At 50.3% G+C, this 12342-nt stretch carries 10 protein-coding genes; 4 read left to right on the top strand and 6 right to left on the bottom strand.

Going from position 1 to position 12342, the window contains the following annotated elements:
- Positions 1–43: 43 nt before the first annotated feature.
- Genes C812_RS07545 through C812_RS07535 form a run of 3 tightly spaced genes read right to left on the bottom strand, consistent with a single transcriptional unit; the run spans position 44 to position 2861 of the window.
- A complete protein-coding gene (locus C812_RS07545) occupies positions 44–529 on the bottom strand; it encodes a dihydrofolate reductase (RefSeq protein WP_016312074.1) in 486 nt (161 codons plus the stop codon).
- 30 nt (positions 530–559) lie between these two features.
- Positions 560–1354 (bottom strand): thymidylate synthase, encoded by a 795-nt coding sequence (gene thyA / locus C812_RS07540; protein ID WP_016312073.1) that lies wholly within the window; start codon positions 1352–1354, stop codon positions 560–562.
- A gap of 52 nt (positions 1355–1406) precedes the next feature.
- A complete protein-coding gene (locus C812_RS07535; protein ID WP_244268278.1) occupies positions 1407–2861 on the bottom strand; it encodes an alkaline phosphatase family protein in 1455 nt (484 codons plus the stop codon).
- Positions 2862–3305: 444 nt separating this feature from the next.
- Between C812_RS07535 and C812_RS07530 the strand changes: the two genes are divergently transcribed.
- The 4 genes from C812_RS07530 to C812_RS07515 all read left to right on the top strand — a co-directional run bounded on the left by C812_RS07530 (position 3306) and on the right by C812_RS07515 (position 8196).
- On the top strand, positions 3306–4079 hold the full coding sequence (locus tag C812_RS07530; protein WP_016312071.1) for a hypothetical protein: 774 nt from the start codon (positions 3306–3308) through the stop codon (positions 4077–4079).
- Between the two features lie 387 nt (positions 4080–4466).
- The gene (locus C812_RS07525; protein ID WP_016312070.1) at positions 4467–4754 is read left to right on the top strand and encodes an ArsR/SmtB family transcription factor; all 288 of its coding nucleotides are present in this window, start codon (positions 4467–4469) and stop codon (positions 4752–4754) included.
- A gap of 4 nt (positions 4755–4758) precedes the next feature.
- On the top strand, positions 4759–7281 hold the full coding sequence (locus C812_RS07520) for an FAD-dependent oxidoreductase (protein ID WP_016312069.1): 2523 nt from the start codon (positions 4759–4761) through the stop codon (positions 7279–7281).
- 96 nt (positions 7282–7377) lie between these two features.
- Positions 7378–8196 (top strand): methyltransferase domain-containing protein, encoded by an 819-nt coding sequence (locus C812_RS07515; RefSeq protein WP_016312068.1) that lies wholly within the window; start codon positions 7378–7380, stop codon positions 8194–8196.
- 97 nt (positions 8197–8293) lie between these two features.
- Here the strand turns inward: C812_RS07515 and lpdA are convergent, their stop codons facing one another.
- From lpdA to C812_RS07500, 3 genes are read right to left on the bottom strand one after another with little or no spacing between them, the layout of a single operon-like run.
- Positions 8294–9709, bottom strand: a complete 1416-nt coding sequence (gene lpdA, locus C812_RS07510; RefSeq protein ID WP_016312067.1) for a dihydrolipoyl dehydrogenase — start codon at positions 9707–9709, stop codon at positions 8294–8296.
- Positions 9710–9715: 6 nt separating this feature from the next.
- The gene (locus C812_RS07505) at positions 9716–11329 is read right to left on the bottom strand and encodes a 2-oxo acid dehydrogenase subunit E2 (RefSeq protein WP_016312066.1); all 1614 of its coding nucleotides are present in this window, start codon (positions 11327–11329) and stop codon (positions 9716–9718) included.
- A gap of 28 nt (positions 11330–11357) precedes the next feature.
- Complete coding sequence (locus C812_RS07500) at positions 11358–12338, bottom strand: alpha-ketoacid dehydrogenase subunit beta (protein WP_016312065.1); 981 nt, start codon at positions 12336–12338, stop codon at positions 11358–11360.
- Between the last annotated feature and the right edge of the window lie 4 nt (positions 12339–12342).

Genomic DNA, 12342 nt, shown 5'->3' with positions numbered 1-12342 from the left:
TATTAATGGATTAATGATACGATAATTTGTACTTATTATCACATCATTTGCGGCGTTCGTAAGTAAGAAAACGGTAATCATAGGGATTCTTCTCGTCCCGTACTCCCTGTTCCTCATGGACTAATTCAAAATCTTCCCATGAAAAGTCAGGGAAAAACACGTCTCCTTCGATATCCTCATCAATTAGGGTCACGATCAGCCGGTCCGCGAGGGGCAGGAAATGCTGGAATACCCCAGCCCCACCGATAACCATCAGTTCTCCTCGATCCGTGTAGGTTAACGCTTCCTCCACGGAGTGGACGATATCCGCCCCTTCCGCTGTGAAAGAAGGATCCCCGGTCAACACGACACTATGCCGGTTCGGGAGCGGCTTACTGCCCATGGATTCCCAAGTCTTGCGGCCCATCACGATCGTTTTCCCAGTTGTATTCGCTTTAAAAAACTTTAAGTCCGCCGGCAGCCTCCAGGGCAGCTGATTATCCCGGCCAATAACCCCATTTCTGGACATCGCCCAAATCAGCGTGATCATTCCGATCGATCCCTCCGTCCTCCGTCAATGTTATACAGCGACCGTTGCTTTGATCGTCGGATGATACTTATAATCGATGAATTCGAAATCCTCATACTTATAGTCGAAGATTGATTCCGGTTTCCGTTTGATCACCAGCTTCGGCAATGGGTAAGGCTCGCGTTCCAATTGGGTTTTTACCTGCTCGATATGGTTGTTGTAAATATGCACGTCTCCTCCGGACCAGATGAATTCGCCAACCTCCAGGTCGCATTGTTGGGCAATCATGTGGGTCAGCAGCGCGTAGCTTGCGATATTAAACGGCAGGCCAAGGAAAGTGTCCACCGAACGCATCGTCAACATACAGGACAGCTTGCCGTCGGCCACATAAAATTGAAAAACAAAATGGCATGGCGGCAGCTTCATTTGATCGACTTCAGCTACGTTCCAAGCGCTTACCAAATGGCGGCGAGAATCCGGATTTTTCTTAATTGCTTCCACCACGTTTGCGATTTGATCGATTTTTCGGCCGTCCGGGGCTTCCCAAGAACGCCATTGCGACCCGTATACCGGGCCGAGATCGCCATTCTCATCCGCCCACTCGTCCCAAATCCGAACGCCATGTTCCTTGAGATAAGCGATATTCGTATCGCCGCGCAAAAACCACAGTAACTCATGAATCACCGATTTCAAATGAATCCGTTTGGTTGTTACGAGCGGGAAGCCTTCGCTTAAATCAAAACGCAGTTGCCGTCCGAAGACCGAGCGCGTACCGACACCCGTTCGATCCTCCTTGGGCGTTCCGTTCTTCAGAACATCCTCCAGCAAATCTAAATATTTTCTCATGAGTTAAACACCCCGTCACATTGGTCTACTAATCCATCCTATTATAGCAGATTTATTTGCGACTTTCCGACTTTAACAAATCGAGTAAGTAAGCCTTCAAATCGACGATTCGTAAAAAATCCGGCCGCTTCTCCGTCCCGTAGATGATCAGAGGCACCAGCGATGCAGACGCATCCAGCCCCCCATGCGCTCCGCCACCGGAATGTGTGGGGGCTCCAGCTTCCGCGAGCTCATACCCCGGTTTGGCGGTGACGATAAGAAATCGCCCTTCGTGGGATTGTAAAGCGCCTTGAAGGCGACGCAGCGGATCAGGATATTTTCCATACGTAATATGGCGTGTTTTGTTGCGTTCGCTTATGCTCTCTCGCTTCAAATCAAGTATCTGCTCCGTCCCTTGAACGGACCAGGATTGATTATAAGGATCGATCCAATCCCCGCCTGCTTTGAATCTCATCGCTGCCGGATCCCCCGCTTTTACACAATGAATCCAGCCATCTTCTTGCCAGGTAATGAGGTCGATTCGTGGGTCGTTCCTCAATACATCGGCGATCTCTTTCAGCGAATTCTCCGGTTTCAAACTGTAGACGTAGGCCATCGTGTCGTTAACAGCGAGGGCAATTTCGGTGGATGAGTTCATGGTTTGACCAGTCGGTAATACGTGATACCGCTGTAACAGCTTGGGTAAATCAATTACAGGCTGTTGTTCTTTGGGCAATACTTGGCTCATTCCACTATCTCCCGCAACGATCAGAATCGTATCGTGTAACGCATGTGCTCGAGATTCATAAGCATCCAGCAGCTCTTTTAGTCGACGATCCGTCTCCTTGATGCCTTCACGATCGGTAAGGCCGCGTTTGTGCAACTTTCCATCCAGGTCCGGCAAATAAATCAGCAAAAAATCGGGCAATTGACCGGTTTGGATCAAGTATTTTGCCACTCCAATCGCATATCGATCATTAAAGCCCATCCGGTCCGCAGGCCCGTCAGGCAAATTCGTCACCCCGTCAAGCGGGTTCGACAATGCCCCGAAAGCCATAAAATCCGGCCCTTTCACTTGAAGAGGCAAGTTCAGCGGAACAAGCTCGCGTAACGGTTGCGGCAAGTCGATTTGGTGTGAGGTCATCCCTCGGTAAACCAATCCGTTCACCGATCCGGAGGTGAAGCCCAACTGCTTCAAATCCTCATATATAGTTGGCACATCGGGGTTTAAGTGCTGATCGTTTAAATCTTTTAACGCATGTGTCAAAACGGACTTCGTCCCGCGGCGCAAAATTTCAACGGGAGCTGAGCCATAACCTATCACTTTCTGTCCCTGATGCGGATACCAGGTTAAGCCCGGCACATGATGAGCATCCGGGTAACGCCCGGTAAGCAGCGTGCTGTCAATCGAGATGGACATGGTCGGAAAAGAGCTGATCATATCAGGATAATATTGGCCATGCTGAATGAGATATTGAAAGGCGGGGAGCTCATTATGCTCAATTCCGCGTTGAATCAATTGGTCCATAAGGGAGTCAACCAGGACAAAAATAACCTTCTTTTTTCCGTTGAAAGTGTTGTTTGTTGATTGGATATGCAGTAGATCCGCTTCTTTGGGATTCGAGGTTGAACGGCAACCACCCAGCAATAGACATATGACAAAGATCAGAAGCCAGAAACAGATTCGCCCGCTCCACAAGAACTTGAATCGCATGTTGTTCACCCTCTTTAAAGTTTAACCATAGTATGCCAATTCCGCTTGTGCCAATACCTCAGACCCTACTCTACAGAACGTAAGTTCGTAAAGAGGATTGACTTTTGGGAGCTGGTAGTTTATAGTTAAATATGCCAAAATCATATAGAATCAAGCGAGTGAAGCACCTCGCAAGTCTGGCGATATCGCCTTTCTTGCAGGTGCTTTTTTTGCGTTTCTATGAGAATGGCAAATTCATATAGGATGGAGTTGACGGTTATGAAGTGGAGAAGTTCGATCAAACTGCTGTTGCTGACGGTCATCACGATTTCACTAATGTTAGGCGGATATCGACCTACGTATGCTGCAAGCTCTTGGGATGCTGCCTTGAGTGGAATAGACGCGATGTATGATGGGTTAACCGCGGTACAAACGTTGGTTAAACAGGAGAGCCTCGAAATTTCAGCACTGCGCAAGAAGAATAACGACGCTTTGGCTGCCATCAATGCGAAGCTCAAAGTCATTGATCAAGCTACCATCACTCGCCTGACACAGGAATCCGAGTCATTGCAGCGGAAGCATGCCTCCCTGTTGGAGGAATACAAATCATTGGGCAAGCAAGTGACAGCAGCCAAGAAACGCAAGGATAAGAAAACTGCTGATTTATTGGAATTGAAGCGCAACAAGTTGAAGCCTGCGGCAACTGCTGCTTCGGCAGAAATTAAAGCGAAAAAGGATGCGTTAGCCGCTGCTAAGAAAGCGAAAACCGCCAAAGTCAAAGTCGTGAAAGATGCGCTCACTCCCGTGCAAACGTTAAAAAAGCAGATCACCGCCGAAAACAAATCCGTCGCCGCCGCGCGAAAACACCTTTCGGCGGCTGACAAGCGGTATAAAGCCAGTGTCAAGCGCGGTGACGCCATTGTCGCTGCATTGGAGTTGAAGACCGTATATGATCAAACGAAAGCCATTCACACTTCTTTAGCGAAAGTCTACGATTGGGAGAAGCAAATCTCCCGGATCATCACGAACGCATCTGCAAAACTGCCAAAATAGAAGGAATTCAATTTTCCTTCATTTCTCCTGTCGGTGCTCTGGACAATCTTCATTCGCCAATAGGGTGCCGACAGGTTCACCCCGATTCCTCTCCCCTTACCGGTCGTTTGAGCCGCAATCAGAAAGGATAATATCTCTGGGATCACCTCCTCCTGGTATCTACCCTCCAGGCCCTGTTTGTATCCTCGGCAGCTACAGGATAGTCCAGTACGACCTCACCTTGGCCCTGACCTCCCCATTCTGATCTTGTCTCGTCATGGACCTCACTAAATGGACCTTACTAATAACTGTATCTATCGCACATGGTACTTCTTAGTTGCAAATTATATTGTTATATCGTAATATTAAGATATAGTGATTGATACGATTTTAGTGAGGTGCACCTGCATGGATAACAATTTCAAAGCCTATCAGGAAACAGCAGAAATGCTGAAAGCCTTGGCGCATCCGGTTCGGTTATGTATCGTCCGCGGCTTGCTGGAGAAGCAGCATTGCAATGTGACGTATATGCAAGAGTGTTTGGATCTGCCGCAATCGACCGTATCCCAACACCTGCAAAAACTGCGCAGCTTAGGCATCGTTGAAGCCGAACGCAGCGGATTGGAAGTTAACTATCATCTGGCGAATGAGAGAGTCATCAAATTGGTTCGCCATTTATTCGAGGAGGAACAATAAAAAGATGAGCAAAAAGGTAATCATTGTGGGAGGCGTTGCCGGCGGCGCCTCTGCGGCTGCAAGACTTCGCCGTCTGGATGAAGAAGCGCATATCATTATGTTTGAACGGGATCCTTATATTTCGTTCGCGAACTGCGGGCTCCCCTACTACATCGGTGATTCCATCAAGGAACGCTCGAAGCTGTTGGTGCAAACACCGGAAGCGATGCATCGCCGTTTCAACATCGATGTTCGTACGGAAAGCGAAGTGATCGGAATCGATCCAACGACCAAAACAGTGCTGGTCCGCAACAAAGAACGCGGTGAGTACCGAGAAAGCTACGATGCCTTGATATTATCACCCGGCGCGAAACCCATCCGCCCGAATCTTCCCGGCATCGAGAGCAATCGAATTCATACGCTGCGGAATATTCCGGACACCGACCGCCTCAAACAAAGGGTTGCTGAGGAGAACGCGGCTTCGGCCATCGTCATCGGCGGCGGGTTTATCGGTGTGGAAATGGCCGAGAACTTAAGAGAAATCGGGCTTGATGTTACGTTAATTGAAGGCGGCCCGCAAATTCTTGCGCCGTTTGATCCCGAAATGGCGGGTGTCCTGGCCAAAGAACTGGAGGATCACGGCGTAAAGCTGCTGATGTCGCAGACCGTCACCTCGTTTATTGAACAAGGAAACCGCATTACGGTTCAGACTTCGGACGGCCGCGAAGTTTCTGCTGATTTCGTGTTATTGGCGATTGGCGTACAGCCGGATACGGCTTTTCTGAAGGATACCGGTATCAAGTTTGGCCCACGAGGACATATTCTCGTAAACGATAAACTGGAGACGAGCATTCCTGACATTTATGCCGTTGGGGATGCAGCTGAAGTCGTTGATTTCGTCAATGGCTCGAAAACAGCGATCCCTCTCGCTGGACCTGCGAACAAGCAAGGACGGATCGCTGCGGACAACGTCTGCGGTCTAGGGACCACCTACAAAGGCTCGCAAGGTACGTCCATCATTAAAGTATTTGGCCTCACCGGAGCAGCGACCGGGAACAATGAGAAAACACTGCAACGGATGGGCATCCCTTACCATGTCACTGTCGTTCATCCCAGCTCCCATGCTTCTTATTATCCCGGCGCTACCCCGCTCTCGATCAAGCTGCTGTTTCAGCCTGATGGAATGCTGCTTGGTGCGCAAGCTGTTGGTTATCACGGGGTAGATAAACGGATTGATGATATCGCCACGGCGATTCGTTTCCGCGGGACGGTAGCGGATCTGGCCGAGCTGGAGCTGGCCTATGCCCCTCCCTACTCGTCAGCGAAGGATCCGGTCAACATGGCAGCGTATACCGCGGAGAATATCTTGAGCGGAAGAGTGCGCGTGTATGTTCCTCAGGATTTGGCGACTCGGGATGAACAGACCACCATGTTGGTGGACGTTCGTTCGGCAATGGAGCATGCCAACGGTCATATCCCCGGCTCCTTGCTAATCCCGGTCGATGAATTACGCGATCGCTTAAATGAGCTGGATGCCAACAAGGAGATTTGGGTCTACTGCCAAGTGGGGCTGCGCGGGTACACCGCCTCTCGGATTCTGCAGCAAAAAGGTTTCAGGGTTCGCAACCTCACCGGCGGTTACAAGCTGTATCAAATGGCGAATTACCAGCCTGGCCGGGCAAGTTCACAGAAACTTCCCACAGATCCTGCGGCAAAAATGGAGGTTGCCGCAGCAAAGGCAGATCCGGCTGTGCCGCAGACTGAACGTCATTCGGCTGCACCAAACGAAGCCCCAGCCCCGCTGCAGGCTGATGCAGAGCTAGACGCTTGTGGATTATGCTGTCCAGGCCCGTTGATTCAAGTGAAACAAGCAATGGACCGTTTGGAATCCGGACAAACTCTGCACGTCACCGCATCGGATCCTGGTTTCTATGAGGATGTGCAGGCCTGGGCGACCATGTCCAAACATCAGGTGCTCCAGGTCACCAAGCGTGCAGATGGGATCATCGAAGCCTACTTGCGGAAGGAAAGCCCAGCTCAGTCTGACACTACAGTAACCACGCAACTGGCGTCCTCACCGGAAGGCACAACGATGATTGTGTTCAGTGGCGATTTAGATAAGGCGATCGCTTCGTTTATTATCGCCAATGGCGCAGCGGCCAGCGGCAAGAAGGTTACGTTGTTCTTTACCTTCTGGGGTCTGAACATTCTGCGCAAATCGGAAAAGGTTCCCGTCGCCAAAACCTTCATCGGCCGCATGTTTGGCTTGATGATGCCGCGCGGCAGCCGCAAATTGTCGCTTTCCCGGATGAATATGCTTGGATTCGGGGCGAAGATGATTCGTGGCGTGATGAAACAGAATAACGTCTCGTCCCTGGAGGAATTGATGACCACTGCCATGGAGCAAGGGGTTGAAATCGTAGCCTGCCAGATGTCCATGGACTTGATGGGCATCCGCCAGGAAGAGTTGATCGACGGGGTCAAAATCGGCGGCGTTGGCTATTATTTAGGGAAGGCTGATCAATCGGGCATTAATTTATTGATTTAAACGTAACAAGGGTTCTTGGTCTACGCGACCAAGAACCTTTTGTGCGGTATAATTTGGGAATAACTTTCGTCTTGCGAATAAAAGGAGAGTTGCCCGATGAGCGAACAAATCCGCCAAAACAACATTGAACGTTTCACTGGGTTCAGTGATTTGTATGACCAAAACCGCCCCAAAGCTCCAGTTGATTTGATTGACATCCTCACGATGTATTTAGGACGCCGCCCCGAGGTCGTTGCAGATGTTGGCTGCGGTACCGGTCTCTCCTCTTTTATTTGGTTGGAGCGTGCGAAGCAAATCGTAGGGATTGAACCCAACGATGATATGCGTGCCGTAGCGATCAACCGTTGGCAGGAAGTCGGCAAGCCACAGCAGCTTCAATTTGTGAAAGGCTTGTCCTATGAACTGCCATTGGAAGCCTCCTCCGTTGATCTGGTTACGTGCTCACAATCCTTTCACTGGATGGACCCGCAACCCACACTGCAGGAGTTCGCTCGGGTATTGTGTCCTGGAGGCATTTTTGCTGCATACGATTGCGATTGGCCACCGGTTGTTTCGCCCGAGCTAGAGCAAGCTTACGAAGAGCTCACCAAGCTAGCTGACCAACGAGCCAGCGAACTAAGTGAGACCGGGAAAGAAGCTTATAAATGGCCAAAGGACCAGCATTTGCAGCAAATCCGCAAGAGCGGCCTGTTCCGATATTCCCGTGAGATCGTCTTCCACCATTGGGAGGACTGTGATGCAGATCGGTATGCGAACTTGGCCCTTAGTCAAGGTGGAGTACAAACTGCCTTGAAATTAGGCTCAGACGAGATTCTAACCGCTGCCGAGCATTTTCGCAAGCAAGTGAAACAAGGATTTGGCGGAGAACGTCGACGGATTCTGTTTGGCTATCGGATGCGGCTTGGAGTGAAATAAAGCAATAAAAAAAGGGGCAAGACCGTAACCTCGGTCTTGCCCAAAATATTAGGAGATGAACCACTTCTAGAAGAAGTGGGAGAGACGTACGCTAAACTTAGCGAGAGATGACGTGGATTGGATGACCTTCGACCAGCTCTGCAGTTTCCATTACGATTTCGCCCAAGGTTGGGTGAGCGTGGATGGTCAGCGAGATATCTTCGAGCGTTGCACCCATTTCAACCGCGAGACCCAGCTCAGCGATCAGGTTGGATGCTTCGATCCCTACGACTTGCGCGCCGAGTACAACATGGTTATCCGCGTTAGCGACGATCTTGATGAAGCCGTCAGGCTGATTCAGAGAAGTTGCGCGACCGTTGCCCGCAAACGGGAACTTGCCGGCTTTGACTTTGTAGCCCTTCTCTTTCGCTTCCGACTCCGTCAGCCCTACGCTGGCACATTCTGGATCGGTAAATACGACCGCTGGGATCGCTTTGTAGTCCACCACGGAAGGAAGTCCTGCGATTGCTTCGGCAGCAACTTTCCCTTCATAGGAAGCTTTGTGCGCAAGCGCTGGGCCCGCTACGATATCGCCAATCGCGAAAATTTTCGGGTTGCTGGTGCGGCCTTGATGGTCAACTTTCACCAAACCGCGGTCAGTCAACTCAACGCCAGCCAGATCCAGACCCAAATCGCCGTCAGTGTTCGGACGACGACCTACTGTTACCAACAGGTAATCAGCAGTTACTTCTTTGGTTTCACCGTTTACAGAATATTTCACCGTTACGTTCTTATCCGTTTGTTCTGCACTTTCAGCTTTCGCATTCGTCACGATTTCGATGCCGGTTTTCGCCATGTTCTTGGCAACCAGGCGAGTCATGTCTTTATCAAAGCCAGGCAGTACGGTATCCATACCTTCGATAATCGTCACTTTCGTGCCGAATTTAGAGTACATTTGACCGAGTTCGGCACCGATATAGCCGCCGCCGATCACGATGAGGCTGCTTGGTACTTCTTGCAGCTCCAAGGCTTCCGTCGAGGACAGAATGCGTCCACCGAACGGGAAAGGTTTCAGCTCAATTGGACGGGAGCCGGTTGCCAAAATGCAATGTTTGAAGCGATAACGCGGCGATTCATGATCGTTGAAGCAACGAGCTTCGCTTTCATTGATGAACATCACTTCACCGTTGAAAACTTCAATCTTGTTGCCTTTCAGCAGACCGGTAACGCCTTGGGTCATTTTCTTCACGACACCGCTTTTGAATTCTTGAGTTTTCTTGAAGTCAACGGTGACTTTCTCCGCTTTAACCCCAAATACTTCAGCATGCTGAGCAGATTCAAATTGATGAGCTGCTGCAATCAGTGCTTTGGATGGGATACAACCGCGGTTCAAGCAAACGCCGCCAAGCTCTGCTTTGTCGACGATGAGCACTTTTTGCCCGAGTTGGGCGGCACGAATGGCCGCCACATATCCGCCGGGACCTGCCCCAACAACTAATGTATCAATATCAATAGAAGCGTCTCCTACTACCATTGACGATTACACCTCCATAACGAGCAGCTCTGGGTTAGCGAGCAGCTGTTTGATATAGTTCATAAAGTTCTGTGCTGTCGCACCGTCGATCAGACGGTGGTCGAAGCTAAGCGACAAGGCCATAACTGGTGCTGCAACGACTTCACCGTTCTTAACTACCGGTTTTTCGCTGATACGACCCGTACCCAAGATCGCTACTTCAGGGTAGTTAATAATCGGTGTAAAGAACATACCGCCAGCAGAACCGATGTTTGTAATCGAAATCGTGCTGCCCTTCATTTCGTGAGGTGCCAGTTTACCTTCACGACCACGGGATGCCAAGTCTTTGATCGCTTCAGCGATCATCCAGATGCTCTTCCGATCCGCATCCTTGATCACCGGAACAATCAAGCCGTTATCGGTGTCAGTTGCGATACCGATGTTGTAGTATTTCTTATAAACGATCTCGTTGTTCGCTTCATCGATCGAAGCGTTCAGAGCCGGGAATTGACGAGAAGCGGCCACCAGCGCTTTAACGATGAACGGCAGATACGTAACTTTAATGCCTTTCTTCTCAGCGATTGGTTTCATGCGAGTACGGAAAGCAACCAGTTCCGTTACATCCACTTCATCCATAATAGTGACATGCGGAGCTGTGTAAGCCGATTTCACCATCGCGTTGGAAATTGCTTTGCGGATACCCTTGAACGGAACGCGTTCTTCTTCGCCCTCTGTTGCGATCGCTGTTGGTGCAGCAGGTGCTTTTGCAGCTTGGGCTGGAGCAGCGGCTTGTGCAGGTGCAGCAGCTTGAGCCGGAGCAGCAACGGCAGCTCCGCCTTTCTTGAAGTTGTCAACATCTTCTTTCGTGATTTTACCAGCTTTGCCAGTCCCTGGTACCAGCGACAAGTCAACGCCTTGCTCACGAGCATATTTGCGAACGCCAGGTGTAGCAAGGATTTCACGGTTTGGAGCTGCAGGAGCAGCGGCTGCGGCTGGTGCACTTGCTGCAGCAGCAGGAGAGTCATGCCCTTGTGCAGGAGCTGCAGCTTGTTCAGGCAGATCGCCTTCAGCATCGATGACAGCCACAACTTCGCCTACGCGGAACACCGCACCGTCTTTACCGAACACTTCCAGAACCGTACCGTTAACCGGACATGGAACTTCAACGACCGCTTTGTCGTTTTGAACCTCCATAATGATATCTTCATCCGTTACCTTGTCGCCCGGTTTAATATGCATTTTGATAATTTCGCCTTCATGCAAACCTTCGCCAAGCTCAGGGAAGCGGTATTCGAATTTGTTAGACGAAGCAGCTGCTTGCGGAGCCGGAGCTGCTGCGGCAGCCGGTGCGCTTGCTTCAGCCGCTGGAGCTGGAGCCCCTTCTTGTTCAGGAATGTCCCCTTCAGCTTCGATAACGGCAACCACTTCACCTACACGGAATACAGCACCGTCTTTACCAAACACTTCTTGTACTACACCATTCACAGGACAAGGTACTTCAACGATCGCTTTATCGTTTTGTACCTCCATGATGATATCTTCATCCGTTACTTTGTCCCCTGGCTTGATGTGCATTTTGATGATTTCACCTTCATGCAAGCCTTCGCCCAGTTCAGGGAACCGATATTCAAACTTCGCCACAGGAAAGACCTCCTATTTGTTCTTCGTTTTAGAATTCCAGCACTTTGTTAACGCCATCGATCACGCGAGCCGGGGACGGCAGCCATTGATCTTCGATTTGCGCAAACGGATAAACTGTATCCGGAGGAGCGACACGCAGTACCGGAGCTTCAAGGTGCAGAATCGCCTTTTCGTTAATTTGCGCGATGACTTCCGCAGCGATACCAGCCGATTTTTGCGCTTCTTGAACGATGATAGCGCGATTCGTTTTCTTCACAGAGGCAATAATCGTGTCGATGTCCAGCGGCACCAAGGTGCGCAGGTCGATAACTTCAGCTTTAATGCCTTTGGTTTTTTCCAGTTCTTCTGCTGCTTTCATAGCGGTATGAACCATGAGACCATAAGCAAGAATCGTTACATCGGAGCCTTCACGAACGACTTTCGCTTTGCCCAGTTCAACGGTATATTCACCTTCCGGTACTTCTTCGCGGAACGCATGATACAAGTTCAAGTGTTCCATGAAGAATACAGGGTCGTTATCGCGGATCGCAGAGATCAACAGACCTTTTGCGTCATAAGGGTTCGAAGGAACAACCAGCTTGATCCCCGGAGTTTGGGCAATCAGGCCTTCCAAAGCATCAGTATGCAGCTCAGCTGCTTTAACGCCGCCGCCAAACGGAGTACGGAACACGATCGGAGAATGATAACGTCCGCCGGAACGGTAACGCATCCGAGCCGCTTGTACGAGAATTTGGTCCAATGCTTCAAAAATAAAGCCAACAAACTGAATTTCCGCGATTGGACGGAAGCCTTGGATCCCCAAACCTACCGCCAAACCGCCGATAGCGGATTCCGCGAGCGGCGTATCCATGACGCGCTCTTCCCCAAATTCTTTTTGCAGACCTTCCGTTACACGGAACACCCCGCCGACATTACCTACGTCTTCGCCGAAAATCAGAACATTTGGATCGCGTTGCAGTTCGACGCGCAAGGCGTCGCGAATCGCTTCTTTCATATTCATTTGTGCCATTGCT

The sequence above is a fragment of the Paenibacillus barengoltzii G22 genome, assembly GCF_000403375.2.
Lineage (GTDB): Bacteria > Bacillota > Bacilli > Paenibacillales > Paenibacillaceae > Fontibacillus > Fontibacillus barengoltzii.
Note: the sequence above shows the minus strand (reverse complement) of the source record. Positions and strands in the feature narration are given on the sequence as shown.

Coding starts and splice junctions, on each gene's coding strand:
- lpdA (WP_016312067.1), bottom strand. CDS start 9,709: ATGGTAGTAGGAGACGCTTCTATTGATATTGATACATTAGTTGTTGGG.
- C812_RS07525 (WP_016312070.1), top strand. CDS start 4,467: ATGGATAACAATTTCAAAGCCTATCAGGAAACAGCAGAAATGCTGAAA.
- C812_RS07520 (WP_016312069.1), top strand. CDS start 4,759: ATGAGCAAAAAGGTAATCATTGTGGGAGGCGTTGCCGGCGGCGCCTCT.
- C812_RS07545 (WP_016312074.1), bottom strand. CDS start 529: ATGATCACGCTGATTTGGGCGATGTCCAGAAATGGGGTTATTGGCCGG.
- C812_RS07530 (WP_016312071.1), top strand. CDS start 3,306: ATGAAGTGGAGAAGTTCGATCAAACTGCTGTTGCTGACGGTCATCACG.
- C812_RS07535 (WP_244268278.1), bottom strand. CDS start 2,861: ATGGACCAATTGATTCAACGCGGAATTGAGCATAATGAGCTCCCCGCC.
- C812_RS07500 (WP_016312065.1), bottom strand. CDS start 12,338: ATGGCACAAATGAATATGAAAGAAGCGATTCGCGACGCCTTGCGCGTC.
- C812_RS07515 (WP_016312068.1), top strand. CDS start 7,378: ATGAGCGAACAAATCCGCCAAAACAACATTGAACGTTTCACTGGGTTC.
- thyA (WP_016312073.1), bottom strand. CDS start 1,354: ATGAGAAAATATTTAGATTTGCTGGAGGATGTTCTGAAGAACGGAACG.